Source organism: Nocardia anocheti, assembly GCF_029675105.1.
Taxonomy (GTDB): Bacteria; Actinomycetota; Actinomycetes; order Mycobacteriales; family Mycobacteriaceae; genus Nocardia.
Map to the genome: position 1 here is coordinate 163,945 of NZ_JAQQFV010000007.1, position 21,080 is coordinate 185,024.

General features: G+C 71.1%; 21 protein-coding genes. 16 read left to right on the forward strand and 5 right to left on the reverse strand.

Annotation, left to right across the window (positions count from 1 at the left end; all coding sequences use genetic code 11):
- Positions 1–7: 7 nt before the first annotated feature.
- From coaBC to QC180_RS19805, 10 genes are all read left to right on the forward strand, one after another.
- A complete protein-coding gene (gene coaBC, locus QC180_RS19760; protein ID WP_278264253.1) occupies positions 8–1,225 on the forward strand; it encodes a bifunctional phosphopantothenoylcysteine decarboxylase/phosphopantothenate--cysteine ligase CoaBC in 1,218 nt (405 codons plus the stop codon).
- A gap of 173 nt (positions 1,226–1,398) precedes the next feature.
- Positions 1,399–2,610 (forward strand): methionine adenosyltransferase, encoded by a 1,212-nt coding sequence (gene metK / locus QC180_RS19765; RefSeq protein WP_278264254.1) that lies wholly within the window; start codon positions 1,399–1,401, stop codon positions 2,608–2,610.
- 14 nt (positions 2,611–2,624) lie between these two features.
- Positions 2,625–4,994: a primosomal protein N' gene (locus QC180_RS19770; protein ID WP_474646492.1), complete on the forward strand. Its 2,370-nt coding sequence runs from the start codon at positions 2,625–2,627 to the stop codon at positions 4,992–4,994.
- 58 nt (positions 4,995–5,052) lie between these two features.
- On the forward strand, positions 5,053–5,880 hold the full coding sequence (locus QC180_RS19775; RefSeq protein WP_347567339.1) for a thioesterase family protein: 828 nt from the start codon (positions 5,053–5,055) through the stop codon (positions 5,878–5,880).
- A gap of 94 nt (positions 5,881–5,974) precedes the next feature.
- Complete coding sequence (locus tag QC180_RS19780) at positions 5,975–6,652, forward strand: PadR family transcriptional regulator (protein ID WP_278264255.1); 678 nt, start codon at positions 5,975–5,977, stop codon at positions 6,650–6,652.
- Positions 6,653–6,714: 62 nt separating this feature from the next.
- The gene (locus QC180_RS19785) at positions 6,715–7,734 is read left to right on the forward strand and encodes an esterase/lipase family protein (protein ID WP_474646493.1); all 1,020 of its coding nucleotides are present in this window, start codon (positions 6,715–6,717) and stop codon (positions 7,732–7,734) included.
- Positions 7,735–7,819: 85 nt separating this feature from the next.
- Positions 7,820–8,359, forward strand: a complete 540-nt coding sequence (gene def / locus QC180_RS19790) for a peptide deformylase (RefSeq protein ID WP_278264257.1) — start codon at positions 7,820–7,822, stop codon at positions 8,357–8,359.
- The gene (gene fmt, locus QC180_RS19795; RefSeq protein ID WP_278264258.1) at positions 8,359–9,282 is read left to right on the forward strand and encodes a methionyl-tRNA formyltransferase; all 924 of its coding nucleotides are present in this window, start codon (positions 8,359–8,361) and stop codon (positions 9,280–9,282) included. The genes def and fmt overlap by 1 nt, the downstream gene beginning before the upstream one ends.
- 695 nt (positions 9,283–9,977) lie before the next feature.
- Entirely contained in the window at positions 9,978–11,351 is a 1,374-nt protein-coding gene (locus tag QC180_RS19800; protein ID WP_278264535.1) for an RsmB/NOP family class I SAM-dependent RNA methyltransferase, read from the forward strand.
- Between the two features lie 121 nt (positions 11,352–11,472).
- Positions 11,473–11,817, forward strand: a complete 345-nt coding sequence (locus QC180_RS19805) for an MmcQ/YjbR family DNA-binding protein (protein WP_278264259.1) — start codon at positions 11,473–11,475, stop codon at positions 11,815–11,817.
- 23 nt (positions 11,818–11,840) lie between these two features.
- Here the strand turns inward: QC180_RS19805 and QC180_RS19810 are convergent, their stop codons facing one another.
- Both QC180_RS19810 and QC180_RS19815 read right to left on the reverse strand, forming a co-directional pair.
- Complete coding sequence (locus QC180_RS19810; protein ID WP_278264260.1) at positions 11,841–12,722, reverse strand: RNA polymerase sigma factor SigF; 882 nt, start codon at positions 12,720–12,722, stop codon at positions 11,841–11,843.
- On the reverse strand, positions 12,722–13,090 hold the full coding sequence (locus QC180_RS19815; protein WP_278264261.1) for an ATP-binding protein: 369 nt from the start codon (positions 13,088–13,090) through the stop codon (positions 12,722–12,724). The genes QC180_RS19810 and QC180_RS19815 overlap by 1 nt, the downstream gene beginning before the upstream one ends.
- Before the next feature lie 152 nt (positions 13,091–13,242).
- Between QC180_RS19815 and rpe the strand changes: the two genes are divergently transcribed.
- Complete coding sequence (rpe, locus tag QC180_RS19820; protein WP_278264536.1) at positions 13,243–13,899, forward strand: ribulose-phosphate 3-epimerase; 657 nt, start codon at positions 13,243–13,245, stop codon at positions 13,897–13,899.
- Between the two features lie 61 nt (positions 13,900–13,960).
- Here the strand turns inward: rpe and QC180_RS19825 are convergent, their stop codons facing one another.
- The gene (locus tag QC180_RS19825; protein ID WP_278264262.1) at positions 13,961–14,368 is read right to left on the reverse strand and encodes a hypothetical protein; all 408 of its coding nucleotides are present in this window, start codon (positions 14,366–14,368) and stop codon (positions 13,961–13,963) included.
- Positions 14,369–14,838: 470 nt separating this feature from the next.
- On the opposite strand from QC180_RS19825, the gene QC180_RS19830 reads away from it, so the two are divergent.
- From QC180_RS19830 to QC180_RS19845, 4 genes are all read left to right on the forward strand, one after another.
- Positions 14,839–15,462: a riboflavin synthase gene (locus QC180_RS19830; protein ID WP_278264263.1), complete on the forward strand. Its 624-nt coding sequence runs from the start codon at positions 14,839–14,841 to the stop codon at positions 15,460–15,462.
- Positions 15,463–15,602: 140 nt separating this feature from the next.
- A complete protein-coding gene (locus QC180_RS19835) occupies positions 15,603–16,847 on the forward strand; it encodes a bifunctional 3,4-dihydroxy-2-butanone-4-phosphate synthase/GTP cyclohydrolase II (protein ID WP_278264264.1) in 1,245 nt (414 codons plus the stop codon).
- Between the two features lie 31 nt (positions 16,848–16,878).
- A complete protein-coding gene (gene ribH, locus QC180_RS19840; protein WP_278264265.1) occupies positions 16,879–17,355 on the forward strand; it encodes a 6,7-dimethyl-8-ribityllumazine synthase in 477 nt (158 codons plus the stop codon).
- A gap of 2 nt (positions 17,356–17,357) precedes the next feature.
- Complete coding sequence (locus QC180_RS19845; RefSeq protein WP_278264537.1) at positions 17,358–17,849, forward strand: PH domain-containing protein; 492 nt, start codon at positions 17,358–17,360, stop codon at positions 17,847–17,849.
- A 3-nt stretch (positions 17,850–17,852) separates the two neighbouring features.
- Here the strand turns inward: QC180_RS19845 and ggt are convergent, their stop codons facing one another.
- Positions 17,853–19,751, reverse strand: a complete 1,899-nt coding sequence (gene ggt / locus QC180_RS19850) for a gamma-glutamyltransferase (protein ID WP_474646503.1) — start codon at positions 19,749–19,751, stop codon at positions 17,853–17,855.
- Between the two features lie 112 nt (positions 19,752–19,863).
- Between ggt and QC180_RS19855 the strand changes: the two genes are divergently transcribed.
- Complete coding sequence (locus QC180_RS19855; protein ID WP_278264267.1) at positions 19,864–20,556, forward strand: HAD family hydrolase; 693 nt, start codon at positions 19,864–19,866, stop codon at positions 20,554–20,556.
- Positions 20,557–20,566: 10 nt separating this feature from the next.
- On the opposite strand, the gene QC180_RS19860 is transcribed toward QC180_RS19855, so the two are convergent.
- Positions 20,567–20,980 carry a hypothetical protein gene (locus QC180_RS19860; RefSeq protein WP_278264268.1) on the reverse strand — a complete coding sequence of 138 codons (414 nt, stop codon included), beginning with the start codon at positions 20,978–20,980 and terminating at the stop codon, positions 20,567–20,569.
- Between the last annotated feature and the right edge of the window lie 100 nt (positions 20,981–21,080).

Sequence of the window (21,080 nt, forward strand, 5' to 3'; positions counted from 1 at the left end):
AGAGACCATGCGGATCGTCGTCGGGGTCGGCGGGGGCATCGCCGCCTACAAGGCGTGTGCCCTCGTTCGCCGGTTCACCGAGACCGGCCATCAGGTGCGGGTCATCCCCACCGAGTCGGCCCTGCAGTTCGTCGGTAAGGCGACCTTCGAGGCACTGTCCGGCCAGCCGGTGCACACCGGCGTGTTCGCCGACGTGCCCGAGGTGCCGCATGTCCGGATCGGCCAGGAGGCCGACCTCGTCGTCATCGCCCCCGCCACCGCGGATCTGATGGCCCGCGCCGCCCAGGGCCGCGCCGACGATCTGCTCACCGCCACCCTGCTGACGGCCCGATGTCCGGTGCTGTTCGCGCCCGCGATGCACACCGAGATGTGGGAGCATCCGGCGACGGTGGCCAATGTCGCGACTCTTCGCGCGCACGGCGCCAATGTCATGGAACCCGCGTCGGGCCGCCTCACCGGCACCGATACGGGTCCGGGACGGCTGCCCGAGCCGGAAGAGATCTTCGGACTGGCGTCGCTGCTGCTCGAACGCGCCGACGCGCTGCCCCGCGACCTGACCGGCCGCCGGGTGGTGATCACCGCCGGGGGCACGAGGGAACCCCTCGACCCGGTGCGCTTCCTCGGCAACCGCAGCTCCGGTAAGCAGGGCTACGCGCTGGCCAGGGTGGCCGCCCAGCGCGGCGCCCAGGTGACGCTGATCGCGGGCAACACCATCGAGCTCGCGCCGCCCGCCGCGGTCGATCTGGTCCACATCACCACCGCCGACCAGCTGAAGATCGCGGTCGACAAGCACGCGCTCGGCGCCGACGCGGTCATCATGGCCGCCGCCGTCGCCGATTTCCGGCCCACCCACGTCGCCGCCGCCAAGATCAAGAAGGGCGCCGACGAACCCGACGTGATCCCGCTGACCAAGAACGAGGACATCCTCGCCGGACTGGTCGACGCGCGCACCGAGGGCAAGCTGGCCGGGACCGCGATCGTCGGTTTCGCCGCCGAGACCGGCGACGACAACGGTGACGTGCTCACCCACGCGCGCGCCAAGCTCGCCCGCAAGGGGTGCGATCTGCTCGTGGTCAACGCGGTCGGCGAGGGCAAGGCGTTCGAGGTCGACACCAACGACGGCTGGCTGCTCGGCGCCGACGGCACCGAACAGGCCCTCGATCACGGATCGAAGGCGCTGCTGGCCAGCCGGGTGCTCGACGCGCTCGTGCCGCTGTTGCGCTGACCGGGCGTATTCACCGATTTCCTACGAAAACCGTTGCGCGCCAACGAAGGTCGCGCAGTGTACCGCCGAGGTGGTCGATCGCGGCGTGGCTTGGTACTAACTGGCCACCGCGGCGGTGGTTTGCCATAGTCTTGAAGAGAACGAAGTAACCCGTTGAGGGAGAGGGAATAACTGTGCGTACGACAGGCAGTCGGCTATTCACCAGTGAGTCCGTGACCGAGGGCCATCCGGACAAGATCTGTGACGCGATCAGCGATTCCATCCTCGATGCGTTGCTCACCGAGGATCCGGGCAGCCGCGTCGCGGTGGAAACCCTGGTCACGACCGGTCAGGTCCACGTCGCGGGCGAGGTCACCACCTCCGCCTACGCCGACATCCCGCGGATCGTCCGCGAGAAGGTCCTCGAGATCGGATACGACTCCTCCGCAAAGGGTTTCGACGGTAACTCCTGCGGTGTCAACATCGCGATCGGCGCCCAGTCGCCCGATATCGCCCAGGGCGTCGACACCTCGCACGAGGCGCGCGTCGGCGGTTCCGACGACGCCATCGAGCGTCAGGGCGCCGGTGACCAGGGCCTGATGTTCGGCTACGCCACCACCGACACCCCCGAGCTGATGCCGCTGCCGATCGCCCTGGCGCACCGGCTCTCGCGCAAGCTCACCGAGGTCCGCAAGTCCGGCGTGCTGCCCTACCTGCGGCCCGACGGCAAGACCCAGGTCACCATCGAATACGACGGTGACCGCCCGGTCCGCCTGGACACGGTCGTCATCTCCACCCAGCACGCGGCCGATATCGACCTGGACAACCTGCTGGCCCCCGACATCCGCGAGAAGGTCGTCGACGCCGTCCTCGGCGATCTGGAGCTGCCCAGCCTGGACACCTCCGACATCCGCCTGCTGGTGAACCCCACCGGCAAGTTCGTGCTCGGTGGCCCGATGGGTGACGCGGGTCTGACCGGCCGCAAGATCATCGTCGACACCTACGGCGGCATGGCCCGCCACGGTGGCGGCGCGTTCTCCGGCAAGGACCCGTCGAAGGTGGACCGCTCGGCCGCCTACGCCATGCGCTGGGTCGCCAAGAACGTCGTGGCCGCCGGGCTGGCGGAGCGCGTCGAGGTGCAGGTCGCCTACGCCATCGGCAAGGCGGCCCCGGTCGGCCTGTTCGTCGAGACCTTCGGCACCGAGAAGGTCGACCCGGCCCGCATCTCCACCGCGATCTCCGAGGTCTTCGACCTGCGTCCGGGCGCGATCATCCGCGACCTGGACCTGCTGCGCCCGATCTACGCGCCGACCGCGGCCTACGGTCACTTCGGTCGCACCGATGTGGACCTGCCCTGGGAGCACACGGACCGCGCCGACAAGCTGCGCGCGGCCGTCGGCCTGTAGTACCCACCGCCCGCGTGGCAGCGGACGAGCCGACGACAGCAGCGGGACACCCGATCGCTCGGGTGCTCCCGCTGCTGTCGCCCGCGCACCTGGATCGCGATTTCGACTATCTGGTGCCACCCGACCTCGACGAGATCGCCCAGCCGGGCGTGCGGGTGCGCGTGCGTTTCGCGGGCCGCCTGGTCGACGGCTATCTGCTGGCCCGGCTCCCACGCACCGACCACACCGGCAAGATGATGCCCCTCGAGCGCATCGTCTCCGCCGAGCGCGTCCTCACCCCGGAAGTCCTGCGCCTGGCCACCACGGTCGCCGCCCGCTACGCGGGCACCCGCGCCGACGTCCTCCGTCTGGCCATCCCGCCCCGGCACGCGAGTACCGAGAACGGTGGGGCGAAGAAGAAGGCGGCCCCGAAGAAGGCCACCGAGCATCACGTGACGCCACCGTCCGGGGCTGAATCCCTCAGCGACACCGCGCGATCCGAGGCCGATTCCGGCGTTGAGCGCGAATCGTCGGGCGAGGTCCGCGGGAACCCCGCCGCGACGTCGCCGACCGGTCCGATTCCGGACAGCAATTCCGTCGCGGCGCCAGCGACGTCGACGGCTGGTCGGCCCGCCGACCCGATCACGGGCAGCGATTCCAGCGAGGTCTACGCGACGTCGACGACCGGTCAGCCCACCGATCCGATTTCGGACAGCGACTCCGGCGAGGCTCAGTCATCGCCGATGCCCTCATCGTCGGCGGCCACGGATCGCGCTGTGCCCGAGCATGTTTCCTCGGATGCGCCGAGCATCGACACCACCGCCTGGTCGCGCTACCTCCACGGCGGCGCTTTCGTCGCCGCGCTGGCCGAGGGGCGGGGTCCGCGCGCGGCGTGGCAGGCGCTGCCGGGGGAGGACTGGGCGGCGCGGCTGGCCGAGCTGGCGGCGACCGTGGTGGCGGCCGGGCGCAGCGCGGTGCTGATGGTGCCGGATCAGCGGGACCTGGACCGGCTGCTGGCGGAATGCGTTCGGCTGGTGGGGGATTCGGCGGTCGGGCTGTCGGCGGGGCTGGGACCGGCGGCCCGGTACCGGCGCTGGCTGGCGGTGCTGCGGGGGCAGGCGCGCATCGTCGTCGGAACGCGCGCGGCGGTGTTCGCCCCGGCGCGGGACCTCGGCCTGATCGCGCTGTGGGACGACGGCGACGACACCTATGCCGAACCGCGCTCGCCGTATCCGCACGCGCGCGAAGTCGCCATGCTGCGTGCCCACGAGACCGGCGCCGCCTTCGTCGCGGCCGGATTCGCCCGCACCGCCGAGATCCAGGCCGTGGTCGAATCCGGCTGGGCCCACGATCTGCTCGCCGAACGACAGGTCCTGCGGGATGTGATGCCCCGGATCAGTGCCCCGGGCGACACCGACTTCGCCCTGGAACGCGACGCCCTGGCCCGCGCCGTGCGCATGCCCGGTGTCGCGTTCGCGGCCGCCCGCTCCGCGCTCAAGGAGAACGCCGCGGTGCTGGTCCAGGTGCCGCGACGCGGGTACGTGCCGTCGCTGGCCTGCGCCAAGTGCCGTACCCCCGCCCGCTGCCGCCACTGCAACGGGCCGCTGGCGCTGCCGCAGTCGGGCAACGGGGAGGCCGCCAGCCCGCAGTGCCGGTGGTGCGGGATCACCGAGGCCGCTTACCGCTGCCAAGCGTGCGGGGCCAGGGCGCTGCGGGCGATGGTGATCGGGGCGGCCCGCACCGCCGAGGAACTCGGTCGCGCCTTCCCCGGCGTCCCCATCCGCGGCTCCGGCGGTGGGGAGGTGCTCGACACCGTCGAGCCGGGCGCCCAGGTGGTCGTGGCCACGGTCGGCGCCGAACCGTTGGTGCCGGGCGGCTACGGTGTCGCGTTGCTGCTCGACGGCTGGGCCCTGCTCGGTCGCGCCGATCTGCGCGCCACCGAGGACACCCTGCGTCGCTGGATGGGCGCCGCCGCCCTGGTCCGCCCGCGCGGCCAGGTCATCGTGATGGCCGACCCCGGCCTGCCCACCGTGCAGGCCCTGGTGCGCTGGGACCCGGTCCATCACGCCGCCGCCGAGCTCGAGGCCCGCGCCGAGGTCGGCTTCCCGCCTGCCGTCCGGCTGGCCGCCGTCGACGGCACCACCGCCTCGATCGCCGAATTGCTCGATGCCGCAGCGCTTCCCGACGGCACCGAGGTCCTGGGCCCGGTGCCCTTGCCGCCCACGGCGCGCAAGCCGTTCTCCGGCGGCGACAGCCCCGCCGAGGTCGAACGCATGCTGCTGCGCGTCGGCCGCACCGCGGGCGCCCCCTTGGCCCGCGCCCTCACCGCCGCCCAGGCCGTGCGCAGCTCACACCGCTCCGACGCGCCCCTGCGGGTGCAGATCGACCCGGTCGACATCGGCTGAGCGTCCCCGCCCCGCCGTCCACCGCCTGGAACTGAAACGTGTTCTACGATGGCCCGGAGTGGACGGAGAGATCGCGATGGAGTTCTTCACCTGGCGTGACGGCGCCTACGTGCCCAGCGAGCTGGCCATCAGCCGCTGGTCACCGAATCAACTCAACGGCGTCGCGGTGAGCGGTCTGCTCGCGCGCGAAGCCGAGACGCGAAGTCCCGGGGCGGGTTTCGTCCCGGCCCGGTTCACCGTCGACCTGTTCCGTCCGGTCCGCAACGAACCCATCACCCTCGACAGCGCCGTGGTGCGGGCGGGCAACCGGATCACCGTCGCCGATTCCTGGCTCCAGCAGAACGGCGAGACGATGGCCAGGGCGACCGTGGTCTTCCTGGCTGCCACCGAGGCGCCACCCGGCGAGGTCTGGCAACCGGCCGCCCAGGTACCGGTGCCCGCGCGGCGCCTGGACTCGCCCGAGGGCGAACCGCCGCTGCTGAAGTGCGGCGAGGACGACTGGATCACCGAGTTCACCTTCGCCCCGAACGCCGACCGCAAGGTGACCTGGCACAACCTGCCCGCCCTGGTAGCGGGTGAACCGTTCACCCCGTTCCAGCGGGCCGCCGCCACCGGTGACGTCACCAACCTCGTCTGCCACTGGGGAACGCGCGGCGTCGGTTACATCAACGCCGATATGACCCTCACCCTCGCCCGCCTGCCCATCGGCCAGGAACTCGGCCTGCAAGCCCTCGATCATGTGGCCGCCGACGGCGTCGCGGTCAGCACCGCCACCCTCTACGACCGCACCGGCCGCCTCGGCACCTGCGTCATCACCGCCGTCGCCAACGCGGGCCGTCAGATCCGCGTCACCGCACCGAACCGGGTGGCGGCGACCGCCGACTAGATATCTGTCCGACAGAACTCGCCCTTGCTATAGATGCATTGCCGATATATCGTTGATAGTGTCAAGAACAACGGCAATGCCTGAGGAGGCAGTTATGCGTCACCAAGAACAGCGAGAATTCGGACACTTCGGTCGCGGTCGTGGACCCGGCCACCCGGAATTCGGTCCCGACCGGCGGGAGTTCCGCCGCGGTGGACGGCACGGCCACGGACCCGAGTTCGGGCCGGGCTTCGGTCCCGGGTTCGGCCCGGGTTTCGGGCCGGGCTTCGGTCGCGGCCGGGGTCGCGGCGGACGGGGCAGGCGCGGTGACGTGCGCGCCGCCGTCCTGCTCCTGCTCGAAGACCGGCCCATGCACGGCTACGAGCTCATCCAGCAGATCCGCGAGCGCAGCGACGACATCTGGCGTCCCAGCCCCGGCTCGATCTACCCCGCGTTGGCCCAGCTCGAGGACGAGGGCCTGGTGCTCATCGAGAAGGTGGCCGGTCGCAAGACCGCCCAGCTCACCGAGGAGGGCAAGTCCTATGTCGAGGCGCAGCGCGCCGAACTCGGCGATCCGTGGGCCGAGGTCAAACAGGATGTCGGCGCCCAGGCGCTGGACCTGCGCGGCCTGGTCGGACAGGTGATGGGCGCGGTCGGGCAGGTCGCCCAGGTCGGCACGGCCGAGCAGGCGGCCAAGGCTGCCGAGGTGCTCACCGAGACCCGTCGGGCCCTCTACCGCATCCTCGCCGAGGACGATGTGACCCCCGGCGACGCCGCAACCCCCGAGAAGTGAGGGCGCGGTGAACCCCCTGGTCGAGGTGCGCTTTCGGTCCCGAAGGAGTAAATCTTTGGGATATGGAACAGCCGCGAGGTGTGTGGGGTTGGGGAGCATCACAGACGCGCAGGGCGGTGTCGGTCACGGCACTGGCCTGTACGGCGGCGATCGGTGTCGTGTTCGCGCCGATCGCCGCCGGTGAACCCGCGGGCTACCGGCCCGCGATCGTGCCGAGCGAGCCCGGTCCGCCCCAGTCGGATCACCTGGCCGCCGCACGCTATCTCGACACCCATCCGAACGCGGTTCCGGTGGGCGTCAACGACTTCGGCTGCGTTCCCGGCGCCGCACACCCCCGGCCGATCGTGCTGGTCCACGGTACCGACTCCAGCGCGTACTCCGATTGGGCGGGTATCGGTCCGCAACTCGTGTCGGCCGGGTACTGCGTCTTCGCGCTGAACTACGGCGGGGCGCCCGGCGCGGACACCTACGGCACCGAGGACATGCGGATCAGCTTCGCCCAGCTCGCCGACTTCGTCGACGATGTCCTCGCCGCCACCGGCGCGGCGAAGGTGGACCTGGTCGGTTTCTCCCAGGGCGCGACCGTCAGTCGGTACTACATCAACAAACTCGGCGGCGCGCCGAAGGTCGGCACCTGGGTCGGGCTGGCCTCGCCCAGCTACGGCGGCGTGATGTACGGCCTGGTCCCGGTGGGTCAGGCGGTGCCGGGGATGATGGACGTCTACGCGAAGGTCACCTCGACCGCGGCCGTCCAGCAGGCCCAGGGCGAACCGCTGATGGTGGAACTCAACGCGGGTGGCGACACGGTGCCCGGGGTCCGCTACGTCACCGTCGGCAGCCGGGTCGACGAGATGATCCAGCCGTTCGACAACATCGCCCTGCACGGCCCCGGCGCGGAGAACCTTGTGCTGCAGGACCTGTGCGCCGACGATCTGACCGGCCACTTCCACATGGTCTACGACCCGTTCGTGCAGCAGTTGCTCCAGCGCGTGCTCGATCCCGCCCGCGCGCCCGCGCCGGTGTGCTCGGCGGTGCCGCTGGGCACCGGGATTCCGCAGGTCATCATCGCCGGGAACTCCTGAGGGCCGCGTCGGACCCGGCGGGCGGGAGCGCGTCGGGGCGCTCCGTAGAATGGGACGACCGCACATCGTCGAGCCGGGAGCCGCCGTGACCATTCAGCCCGTTCGCCTCTTCGGCGATCCGATTCTGCGTTCGCGTGCCGACGCGGTCTCCGAGTTCGGCGCGGAACTCGCGCAGTTGATCGCCGATCTCACCGAGACCATGCACGACGACGGCGGGGTCGGGATGGCCGCGCCGCAGATCGGGGTCGGGCTGCGGGTGTTCGTCTACGACACCGGCGATGCCGCCGGGCACGTGGTGAATCCGGAATGGTCGGCGATCGGTACCGAGGAACAGGTCGGTCCCGAGGGCTGCCTGTCGATCCCCGGCGTGCGTTATGACGTGACCCGTGCCCAGCGCGTGCGGGTCACCGGCGTCGACAGTGGCGGTGCGCCGGTCGAATTCGAGGCCGAGGGCCTGCTCGCGCGGTGCGTGCAGCACGAGACCGACCACCTCGACGGCGTGCTGTTCGTGAGCAAGCTCGAACCCGACGACCGTAAGGCCGCCATGCGGACCATCCGCGAATCCGACTGGTTCCGCGCCGGGGTGACCGTGCGCGAGTCCAGCGGTGTCGGCGGTGGCCGCTGATGCGCGTCGTCTTCGCCGGAACACCCGAACCGGCCGTGCCGTCCCTGCGCGCGCTGCTCGCCAGCCCGCGCCACGAGGTCGTCGCCGTGGTGACCAGGCCCGACGCGGTCGCGGGCCGGGGCCGCAAGGTCATGCGCTCACCGGTGGGTCAGCTCGCCGACGAGCACGGCATCCCCGTGCTCACCCCCGCCAAGCCGAGCGACCCCGAATTCATCGCCGCGCTCACCGCATTGGCGCCGGACTGCTGTCCCGTCGTCGCCTACGGCGCGTTGCTGCCCCAGCGGGTGCTCGATATCCCCACGCACGGCTGGATCAACCTGCACTTCTCGCTGCTGCCCGCCTGGCGCGGCGCCGCGCCGGTGCAGGCCGCCATCACCGCCGGTGACGAGATCACCGGCGCGTCGACGTTTCTCATCGAGGCCGGGCTCGACACCGGGCCGGTCTACGGCGTGATGACCGAGCAGGTGGGCCACACCGACACCGCCGGAGAACTGCTCGGTCGCCTGGCCGAGGCGGGCGCGGTCCTGCTGGAGAAGACCCTCGACGGTGTGGAAGACGGGACGCTGCAAGCGATTCCGCAGTCCACCGAGGGCGTGTCCTACGCACCGAAGGTCACCGTGGAGGCGGGCCGGATCGGCTTCGAGGAGCCCGCGCTCTCGCTGCACCGCCGCATCCGCGCCGTCACCCCGGCGCCCGGTGCCTGGACCGAGGTGAACGGGCTGCGCCTCAAACTCGGCCCGGTGGAACTGGTGGAGGAGACCTTGCCCGAACGCGTCATCGAGGTGCGCAAGTCCGGCGTCTTCGTCGGCACCTCGACCACGGCGGTCCGCCTCGGCCAGGTCCAACCACCCGGCAAGAAGATGATGAACGCCCTGGACTGGGCCCGCGGCGCCCGCCTCGCCGAGGGCACGGTGATCGGATGAGCGCCTCCGACCGCCGCCGTCGCCGCGAAGCCGATCAGCGCGGCGACACCACCCCCCGTGACGACCGCAGAGTCACCGGCAAGAACGTCGACGGCGGCTGGGCCGCCCGCGCCGCCAAGGGCCGCGACACCAAGAACCCCACCACCGGCCGCGACGACCGCGGCACCCCACCTCGTTCCGGCCGATCGGACGACCGCCGACCGACCGGCGACCGCGCACCCACGCGCGAGTGGCGCCGTGACGAGAACCGAGGCTCCGCACGCCGCGATGACGACCGGCGCCGCGATGACGACCGGCGTGGACCTCGTGGTCCCGAGCGGTCCGCTGGGTTGCGTCCGGCGGACGATCGAGATTCCTCGCGGGATCGACGTCGTGACGACGACCAGGGTCCGTCGCGCCGTAGTCCTGACGACCGATACGACGGTGGCGATCGTCGCGGTGATCGCGGTACGGCGGCCGGACATCGGTCGGACCGCATTGCGCGCGAAGGGGATTCGCGTCGCGGTGCGACGTCCGACCGCGGGCCGGGCGCGGGGCGTGGACGCGCGGACGGTGGTGGTCGCGCCGACGCCAGGTCCGGCGGTACGCGCGGGGACGCCAGGTCCGGCGGTGCTCGCGGTGGTGCTGGGTCCGGTGGGGGACGGCGTGGCGACGAGGTGCGCGGTGGCGCCGGACAGCGGGGGCGCGGTGACCGGATCGACCCGAGTGTGCCCAGTCCGCGCAAGCGTCGCGAGAGCGGGGATCCGGCGCGCGAGGTCGCGTTGGATGTGCTGCGGGCGGTGCGGGAGCGTGACGCCTACGCGAACCTGGTCCTGCCGAAGTTGTTGCGGGAGCGCAAGATCAGTGGTCGGGACGCGGCGTTCGCGACCGAGCTCACCTATGGCGCGTGCCGGTCGCAGGGGCAGCTCGATGCCGTGATCGCGGCGTGCGCGGGCAGGCCGGTGGCCGAGATCGACGGGCCGATCCTGGACATCCTGCGGCTCGGCGTCTACCAGCTGCTGCGCACCCGCACCGGCGCGCACGCGGCCGTCGACACCTCCGTCGACCTGGCCAGGGCCGAATTCGGCCAGGGCCGTGCGGGTTTCGTGAACGCCGTGCTGCGGCGGGCGGGGGAGCGCACGGTCGAGGAGTGGGTGGCCGAGCTGGCCCCCACCGACCCGGTCGGCAAGCTCGCCTTCGAATACGCGCACCCGGTCTGGATCGCCCAGTCCTTCGCCGACGCGCTCGGTGCGCGGGCGGGCGAACTCGGTGACCTGCTCGCCGCCGATGACGAGCGCCCGGTGGTGCACCTGGTCGCCCGGCCCGGTGAGATCACCGCCGAGGAACTGGCCCTGGTCACCGGTGGTGACGAGGGCCGCCTGTCGCCGTACGCGGTCCACCTCGACGGGGGCGACCCCGGACAGCTGGAACCGGTGCGCGAGGGCATCGCCGCCGTGCAGGACGAAGGCAGCCAGCTGGTCGCCCTCGCCCTCACCCGCGCGCCGCTGAGCGGCCCCGACCAGGGCCGCTGGCTCGATCTGTGCGCCGGTCCCGGTGGCAAGGCGGCCCTGCTGGGCGCGCTCGCCGCCATCGACCTGTTCACCGTCGACGCCGTCGAACCGGCCGAACACCGCGCCGACCTGGTGCGCAAGTCCACCCGGGGCCTGCCGGTCACCGTGCACGTCGCCGACGGACGCGACAGCGGCCTGACCCCCGGCTACGACCGCATCCTGGTCGACGCCCCGTGCACCGGCCTGGGCGCGCTGCGTCGCCGTCCCGAGGCCCGCTGGCGCCGCACCCCCGCCGATGTGCCGGAACTGGTCACCCTGCAGCGCGAACTCCTCACCGCCGCCTGGGATCTGCTGCGCCCCGGCGGGGTCGTGGTCTACTCGACCTGTTCCCCGCACCTGGCCGAAACCGTCGGCGTCGTCGGCGACTTCGCCCGCCGCTGCGGCGCCGAACACCTCGACACCCGCGAGTACCTGCCCGGCGTCACCGACCTGGGTGACGGTCCGTCGGCCCAGCTCTGGCCACACCGCCACGGCACCGATGCCATGTTCCTCGCGGCCCTGCGCAAACCGGCCGAATAACGCCCCCGCCGCCGGGCACACCGTACGACGATCGGGCCTCGCCCGCGGCTCGGCCGGTGTGCCCGCGCGGCAGGTGACATTCGTCCAAGCCGCCACCCCGTCCCCGGCGCAGAATCGAGGCATGGCGATGACATGGGAAGACGTGGTGGCGGTGGCGACCGCCCTGCCGGAGGTCGAAGAAGGCACCTGGTGGCGCACGCCCGGACTGAAAGTCGCGGGCAAGGGGTTCGCCCGGCTACGGGTCGAGGCCGAAGGCGGCCTGGCCCTGCTGTGCGAACCGGCGGAGAAGGAAGCCCTGCTGGCCTCCGGTGACCCGGCGTTCTACACCACCGCGCATTACGACGGTCATCCCTACATCCTGGTCGACCTCACCGCGGTGGACCCGACCCAGCTCGGCGAGCTGATCGACAGTGCCTGGTGGTTGCGCGCTCCCGCGCGGCTGCGGCGCGAACGGACCCGCGCCTGAGGGACTCCGTTGTCCCGACGGCGTCAGTCGCGCTCGGAGAGTTCGCGCAGGCGGGCGAGAGTTTTCGCGAGGATCCGCGAGACGTGCATCTGGGAGATGCCCAGCTGCGCGGCGATCTGGGTCTGGGTCATCGACTCGAAGAAGCGCATGGTCAGGATGCGGCGTTCGCGTTCGGGTAACCCCGCCAGCAGCGGGCGCACCGCGATGTACTCCTCGACCCGGTCGAACTGGGACTCCTCCTCGCCGAGCGTGTCCAGCAGCGAGGCGTCGTTGTCGCGGCCGACCGAGGCCGCGTCGATCGAGGTGGGCTGATACGCGTTGCCCGCGATGACGGCCTGGGTGACCTCGTCGGCGTCGACCTCGAGCTCGGCCGCGATCTCCTTGGCCGTGGGTGCCCGGCCCAGCCGCTGCGAGAGCTGATCCACCGCCGACCCGATCCGCAGATGGGTCTCCTTGACCCGGCGCGGGACGCGCATGGCCCAGGTGTTGTCGCGGAAGTACCGGCGGACCTCACCCATGATCGTCGGCACCGCGAAGGACAGGAAGTTCGAGCCGCGGCTCAGATCGAACCGATCCACCGCGTGCACCAGACCCACCCGCGCGACCTGCGACAGATCGTCGAACGGCTCGCCGCGTCCGCTGAACTTGCGGGCGATGTGGTCGGCGAGCGGAATGCAGCGGTTGATCAGCGCGTCGCGCGCGATCGCGTGCGCGGCGGTGCCCGGTTCGGTCGCCGCGAGGCGTTCGAACAGCCCGCTGACATCGTCGTACCCCGAGACCGACTCCTCGGCCTGCTCCTCCTCGGGAGTCTCGGCCGCGTCGTCGCCGGTGCTGGCCTCCTGGGCGGTGGGGTTGTCGGGTGTTTGCTGGTCGGGCTGGTCTTCGGTGTCGTTCTCGCCGTGCACTACGCCTTCCCCCGTACCCGACGGAATCGGACAGACGTCGGGAATCCGGCCACGGCCGCGTCGTATCCCTGTTGCTCGGCGGTCACTTCGTCGCTGAGGGTGCGCAGCACATGCCAGCCGAAGCTGCGCTGATCGGGCATGCCCTCGGTGGCCGCGACCCCGTCCACGCGCACCCGCAGTTCGCTGTCGCCCACCAGGAATTCGCAGCTCAGCTGCGAATCGGGGGCGGCGATCGCGATCAGGGTGGAGCACACCTCGTCCACGGCCAGACGCACGTCGGCGACCTCGTCGAGGGTGAAATCACTGAGTAGGACCAGGGTTTCGGCCAGCCCACGCAGGATGGGCAGCTGGGTCAGCGATGCTGCCACGCGAATCTCCACCGGGGCGCTGTGCAGCCCATGTTCCGCCGAAATATTGGTCACCCTATGCAGGCTACCCACATCCCCACAGGGCAATCACCATTTGGTCGCTACACTTGCCCGCTGTGTCCACACCGACGTTCTCCCGTCCCGCCCAGCCGATGATCGCCCCGTCCATCCTGTCCGCGGACTTCGCGAATCTGGCCGCCGAGGCCGCCGCCGTCGAGGGGTCCGACTGGCTCCATGTCGACGTCATGGACGGCCATTTCGTGCCGAACCTCACACTCGGCCTGCCCGTCGTGCAGAGCCTGCTGAAGGCCACCGACATCCCGTTCGACTGCCATCTGATGATCGACGATCCGGGCCGCTGGGCCCCCGGCTACGCCGAAGCGGGCGCCTACAACGTCACCTTCCACGCCGAGGCCACCGACGACCCGATCGCGGTGGCCCGCGACATCAGGGCCGCGGGCGCCAAGGCGGGCCTGTCGGTGAAGCCGAACACCCCGATCGAGCCCTACCTGGAGATCCTGCGCGAGTTCGACACCCTGCTGGTGATGAGCGTGGAACCCGGCTTCGGCGGGCAGTCGTTCATCGCGAGCGTGCTGGAGAAGGCGCGGATCGTGCGCAATCTGGTCGACGCGGGCGAACTGCGGCTGGTCGTGGAGATCGACGGCGGCATCAACACCGACACCATCGAGCAGGCCGCCGCCGCGGGCATCGACTGTTTCGTGGCCGGGTCGGCGGTCTACAACACCGCTGATCCCGGTGCCGCCGTGCAGAACCTGCGCACGATGGCCACGGCGGCCTGGCTGCGCTAGTTCGGCGAATTCGCTTACGGGGTGCGGGTTCTGGGAGTGCCCAGAGCCCGCGCCGCCTCGATCACCGCGTCCAGCGGCGGCCGCAGGTCCTCGGCCGAGGGCGCCTGGACCCAGGTTCGTCGTCGGGGGAGGGCAGCACGATCCGGCTGCCGTGGCAGGCGACGGTGGCGTAGAGGCGGAACAGTTCGGCCGATTCGGTGGGTTCCAGGTCCTCCAGGTGGCACGGGCCGGTGAGGAAGGTCCAGCGACGGGCCCTCGGGTGCGCGACGACCGGCCCGGCGAGATCGGCGGCCCGCAGCCGGGCCAGCACCCGCTCACCCAGATCGCCGGGCATGGTGACCGCGCCGTGGTGCGCGCCGATCGCGAGCAGAATGCGCCGCGAATCGGGATCGATGGTCGCTGGAAGATGGAGTTCGCGCCGATATCGGACGCACCGGATTTCCAGCGTGGAATCGACCAGTGTGCTCACGCGGCACCCCCACTTGTTTCGGAACTGGTGTGACCCACAGTGTTGTCTGACTTCCTGGAGTGGTGGACTATCTCTGGGTCGATCAGGCCCCCGACCAGCGGTTCAGCCCGAAAACAATATTGCTGCAATGCCTCGGCGGGTGCAAGCATTCGAATCACCGTGTTTCGAGTCGATGATCGGCGGGTATTTCTCAGAATAGGGCCGTCGGATGAATATCTCGGGCGGTTCACCGAGAATTGGACAGAACAACGACCGCCGATTCGATCAACGGCGGCGTTTCGTCGTGTCGTGACACTCTCGTCATCCCGTCGCCCGTCGGTGCCCGCACCGCGCGATTCGGCCCGGTCCGCTGCCGGAGCTCACCCGCCCCGCTACTAGGCTGTGCGATGAACGGACGGCACCGGGAATAGCGGTCGTCCGGGCGCTGTTGGGCCCGATGGGTACGAACCACGCGACACAGGGAGTCAGGCATGTTCACAGGGATCGTCGAAGAGCTGGGCGAGATCGTGGCCACCGAGCAGCTGGCCGACGCCGCCCGCTTGACGATCCGCGGCAAGCTGGTGACTTCCGATGCCGGACACGGGGATTCGATCGCCGTCAACGGCGTGTGCCTGACCGTGGTCGACGTGATCGACGGCGACAGCTTCACCGTCGACGTGATGGCCGAGACGTTGAACCGGTCGAGCATCGGCGCCCTGACCGAGGGCTCCCGGGTCAACCTCGAGCGCGCCGCCGCCCTGAACAGCCGCCTCGGTGGGCACCTCGTGCAGGGCCACGTCGACGGCACCGGCACCGTCCTGTCGCGCACCCCCTCGGAGAACTGGGAGGTCGTGCGGATCTCGCTGCCCGACGCCATCGCCCGCTACGTGGTGGAGAAGGGCTCGATCACCGTCGACGGCGTCTCGCTCACCGTCTCCGCCCTCGGCCTGGCCGACGAACCGGCCGCCGACGGCAACCGCGACTGGTTCGAGGTCTCCCTCATCCCGACCACCCTGGCCCTGACCGTGCTGGGCACCGCCCCGGTCGGCACCGTGGTGAATCTCGAGGTCGACGTGATCGCCAAGTACGTCGAACGCCTCGCCCAACGAGGGTGAGCGAGCAGACGGCGGGCGGTCCTCGGAACGACCGGCCCCACGCCGTAGTGTAGAAGTCGATACCGGCCCACGGGATTTTCTAGGCCCCCAGGGCCGAGAAACCCGCGGCCCCGGCCGCCAATATTACGGAGCAAGCAGACGTGACCAGGTTGGACAGCATCGAGCGCGCGGTCGCCGATATCGCGGCCGGTAAGGCTGTTGTCGTCGTCGACGACGAGGACCGGGAGAACGAAGGCGATCTCATCTTCGCGGCCGAGAAGGCCACTTCGGAGCTGGTCGCGTTCATGATCCGCTACACCTCGGGCTACATCTGTGTGCCGCTGACCGGTGACGACTGCGACCGCCTCGGGCTGCCGCCCGCGTACGCGATGAACCAGGACAAGCACGGCACCGCCTACACCGTCTCCGTCGACGCCCGCGAGGGCATCACCACCGGCATCTCCGGGGCCGATCGCGCGGTCACCATGCGCCTGCTGGCCAGCGCCGAGGCCAAGGCCGACGAGTTCACCCGTCCCGGTCACGTGGTGCCGCTGCGCGCCAAGGACGGCGGCGTGCTGCGCCGCCCCGGGCACACCGAGGCCGCCGTGGACCTGGCCCGGATGGCGGGGCTGCGTCCGGCCGGGGTGATCTGCGAGATCGTCAGCCAGAAGGACGACGGGCACATGGCCCGCACCGACGAGCTGCGTGTCTTCGCCGACGAGCACGACCTGGCGATGATCTCGATCGCCGACATGATCGCCTGGCGACGCAAGCACGAGAAGCACGTCACCCGGGTGGCCGAGGCACGCATCCCCACCGCGCACGGTGACTTCAAGGCCGTCGGCTACCAGAGCGTCTTCGAGGAGGCCGAGCACGTCGCGCTGGTGCGCGGCGACATCGCCGACGGCGAGGACGTGCTGGTCCGCGTGCACTCGGAGTGCCTGACCGGCGACGTGTTCGGTTCGCTGCGCTGCGACTGCGGTCCGCAGCTCGACGCCGCGCTGGAGATGGTCGACCGCGAGGGTCGTGGCGTGGTGCTGTACATGCGCGGGCACGAGGGGCGTGGCATCGGCCTGATGCACAAGTTGCAGGCCTACCAGCTGCAGGACACCGGCCGCGACACCGTCGACGCCAATCTCGACCTCGGCCTGCCCGCCGACGCCCGCGACTACGGCACCGGCGCGCAGATCCTCGTCGACCTGGGCATCCGGTCCATGCGCCTGCTCACCAACAACCCGGCCAAGCGGGTCGGGCTCGACGGCTACGGACTGCGGATCACCGAGCGGGTGCCGATGCCGTTGCGCGCGAACGCCGAGAACCTGCACTACCTGCGCACCAAGCGGGACCGGATGGGTCACGACCTGGTCGGCCTCGACGATCTCGACCTCGGCGAAACCGCGCAGTGATCTCCTCCGACTCCTCCGAAAGGCAGCAACGATGAGCGGCACCGGTGTCCCGTCCTTCGCGCTGGCGCAGGCCAAAGACGTCAAACTCGGCATCGTCGCCTCGCGCTGGCACACCGAGATCTGTGACACCCTCGTCGCCAACGCCGAGCGGGTGGCCAAGGAGGCCGGGGTCGAGCAGGTGACCGTGGTGCGCTGCGCCGGGGCGATGGAACTGCCGGTGGTGGCCCAGGAACTGGCCCGCACGCACGACGCCGTCGTCGCGCTCGGTGTCGTGATCCGCGGTGGCACACCGCATTTCGAGTACGTCTGCGACGCGGTCACCGCGGGCCTGACCCGGGTGTCGCTGGACGCGGCCACGCCGGTCACCAATGGCGTGCTCACCACCAACGACGAGCAGCAGGCGCGCGACCGTGCCGGGCTGCCGGGGTCCTCGGAGGACAAGGGCGAGCAGGCCTGCGCCGCCGCTCTCGACGCCGCGCTGACCCTGCGCGCGCTGCGATCGGCGTGACCGTGCCGGTGGTGCGGACCTGGCGCCGGAGTGCGGGCGCACCGGAACCCGGATCGGACTGGGAGTTCGAGGTGCGGCCCCGCCGGGCCGTCCGGACCGCCGTGGTCGTCGCGATCGTCATCCTGGTGGCCTTCACCGCCGGTGGCCTGCTGCTGCGGACCGGGTCGACCGGCGTGAACTTCCGGGTCGCCGATCAGGTCGCCATGATCCTGATCGGTGTGCTCGGGGCCGGTGCGGTGCTGCTGCTCACCCGGCCGCGGGTGCGGGCGGGCGCGCGGGGCGTCTCGGTGCGCAATATCCTCGGCGATCACGAGTACCCATGGGCCTACGTGCGCGGCGCGTCGTTCCCCGATCGCAAGTCCTGGGCGCGGCTCGAGCTGGCCGACGACGACTACGTGCCCATGCTGGCCATCCGCTCCAACGACAAGGCCCACGCCGCCGACGCCATCGAGCGCCTGCGCGAACTGGGCGCGCACTACACCGCCCAGGACTGACCGCTAGCGGGTGTCGCCGAGCACCGCGCCCTCCCGGCGCGGGTCGGCGCCACCGATCCAGCCGTCGCCGCCGTCACGCCGCAGTGCGCTGAGTCCGCTGGACTGCGGCGCCACCGACACCTCGTGGCCCATCGCCCGCAACTGCTGGACCAGCGCGTCGTGGTCACCGTTGTCGGTGGCGTCGATGGCGGGATGCTCGCCGCCGACCCCGGTGACCGGGGTGTTGCCCGCGCCGAAGGAGACTCCCGAGACCGCCTGCTGCGGATCGAGCTTCCAGTCCAGGATGTTGACCAGCGTCTTCACCACGAACTGGATGATCACCGCGCCGCCCGGCGAGCCGGTCACCAGGGCCAGTTCGCCGCGATTGCCCTGCTCGTCGCGATCGAACACCAGGGTGGGCGCCATCGAACTGCGCGGGCGTTTGCCCGGCTGCAACCGGTTGGCGACCGGGATGCCGTCGGCGTCGACCGGGTCGGCCGCGAAATCGGTGAGCTGGTTGTTGAGCAGGAAGCCGTCGACGAAGTGGAACGAGCCGAACGCCGATTCGACGGTGGTGGTCATCGCGGCGGCGTTGCCGTACTTGTCGACCACTGAGATGTGGCTGGTGCCGTGTTCGGGCGGCTGGGGACCGTTGCCCAGCGGCACCGGGCCCAGGTCACCCGGCTTCGCGGTGCCCATGCTGCGCTGCGGATCGATGAGCGTCGACCGCTGCTGCAGATACTGCGGATGTACCAGTGACAGCGCCGAATTGCCCGGCAGCGGAACGAAATCCGGGTCGGCGACGTACTTGTTGCGGTCGGCGTAGGCCAGCCGCTCGGCCTCGGAGATCAGATGCACCGCCCGCGCGTCGGGGACGCCGCCGTCGGCGTCGGGGTCGGCGGGGCGCAGGGCGGCCAGGTCGAAGTTGGCCAAAATGCCCAGGGTCGCCGCCACGGTGGTGCCGCCGGAGGACGGCGCTGGCATCCCGCACAGTTCGTAGGCGCGGTAGCCGGTGCACAGCGCGGTGCGCTTCTTCGCCTGGTAGTCGGCCAGGTCGGTGGTGGTGAGCAGGCTCGGTGTGCGTCCGCCCGCCGTGCTGCCCGCCGCCTCGACGATGGCCTGGGCGATCGCGCCGGTGTAGAAGGCGTCGGCGCCGTCGGTGGCCACCGCGCCCAGCGTCTTGGCCAGCGCCGGATTGGTGAGCACGGTGCCGGATTTCTTGGGGGCGCCGTCGGATTCGAGGAAGTAGGCGCGCGCGCCCTCGTCGGCGGCGAGGTCCTGAGCCGACTCGGCGATCTGGCCCGCCAGCCGGGGGCTGATCTCGAAACCGTTGTCGGCCAGGTCGATCGCCGGATCGAACAGGTCCTTCCAGGAGGTCTGGCCGTGCTCACGATGGGCGAGTTCGAGCATCCGCAGCACCCCGGGGACACCGATCGAGCGGCCGCTGGCGCGGGTGTTCGGCGCGGGCTCGGTGCGGTCGGTGTCGCTGACCCAGCGCAGATAGTTCTCGGTGGCCGCGGCGGGGGCGGTCTCCCGGCCGTCGTAGGCCTCGATCGTGCGCGTGCGCGCGTCGTAGTGGACCAGGAACGCGCCACCGCCCAGGCCCGAGGCCTGCGGTTCGACCAGCCCGAGCACCGCCTGCGCGGTGACCAGCGCGTCGGTGGCCGTGCCGCCCGCGCGCAGCACCCGGCAGGCGGCCTCGGTCGCCAGCGGGTTGGCGGTCGAGACCGCGTAGGTGCTGGTGCGCACGGCGGTCATACCGGTGCGATAGCCCGACGCGATCTCGGGGTTCAGACTCAGGTTCTGCGAGGTGGGCGCCGTGCCCGAGGCGGCGGGCGCCGCCGTGATCGGGGTGCCGTTCGGGGTGCTCGCGCATTCGGCGGCCGCCGCGTCGTCGGACGCGCAGCCCGTGAGCAGACCCATCGTGAGGACTCCGGCCGCCGCGGCCCCGATCCACGTCTGTCGCCTTGGCGTCATCCTGGCAGCGTAACGCTTTCCGGGTCGCGACCGGCCGGGTTCTGGCTACCCTGGCGACATGGGCGTGGACGCGGTGCTGTTCGATTTCTCCGGCACGGTCTTCCGGTTGGAGGACGACCGGACCTGGGCCGACGAACTCGTCGGCGACGACGGCACCCCCTTCGACGTGGCCGCGAAAGCCGAAGTGCTGCGCCGCATGACGGCCCCGGTCGAACAGTTCATGACCTTCGACACCGCGGGCCAGCACGCCTGGGACCACCGCGATCTGGACCCCGCGCTGCATCGCCACGCCTACCTCGAGGTGCTGCGCGGCTCCGGCGTCCCCGAGACGCAGGCCGCCCGCCTCTACGAGCGGCTCATCGATCCGCTCGCCTGGACGCCGTACCCCGACACCGGCCTCGTCCTGGAATCCCTGTCCGCCCAGGGCATTCCGGTGGGAATCGTCAGCAATATCGCCTTCGACATCCGCCCCGCCTTCACCCGACACGGCTGGGACGCGTTGATCGGCGCGATGACGCTGTCCTACGAGATCGGCGCCATCAAACCGGACGCGCGCGTCTTCCGCGACGCCATCGACCGGCTCGGTGCCGACCCCGCCCGCGTGCTCATGGTCGGGGACAGTGCCGAGGCCGACGGCGGTGCCGCCGCGCTGGGCGCGCGCTTCGCCCTCGTCGACCCGCTACCGACCGCCGACCGCCCGCGCGCCCTCATCGACGCGCTGGCCGCCCACGGCGTCGACACGACCGGCTGAGCGCGGGCGCTCAGCGCTGCCGGGTGAACCAGGTCCGCGCGGACTCGCGGGTGAGCAGCGCGGCGATGGCGCCATTGGCGACGATCCCGACCGCGCCCGGCGGCAGACCGGTCAGAATGCCGGTGCACGAGACCAGACCGCCCAGTGCGGCCACGCCCACCGCGGCCTGTCGGACCCGGTCGCCACCGCGCCCGAACAGCAGGATCAGCGGGACCAGCGCGAAGGTCGGCAGGTATCCGGCGAGCAGCGGGATCAGCGAGTTCGCGGTGCCCAGGGCCAGCGTGATGGCGATCAACACCACGCCGACGGCTGCCGAGACGGCGGCGATGAGCCGGGCGCCGCGCACCGTGCCGGGCGGGAGCCAGGGCGGTGGGGCGTCGTCGTCGAGGTCGACGGCGGGCGGTGGTGCTACCGGGGAGGTCATCGGACGTCCTTTCCGTGCGGGTCCGGAGCGCGCCCCGGATCGGAATCCGGACATTTACGGTACACGGGCCGGTCCGCTCGGCTCGATGGGTTCTGTCGGA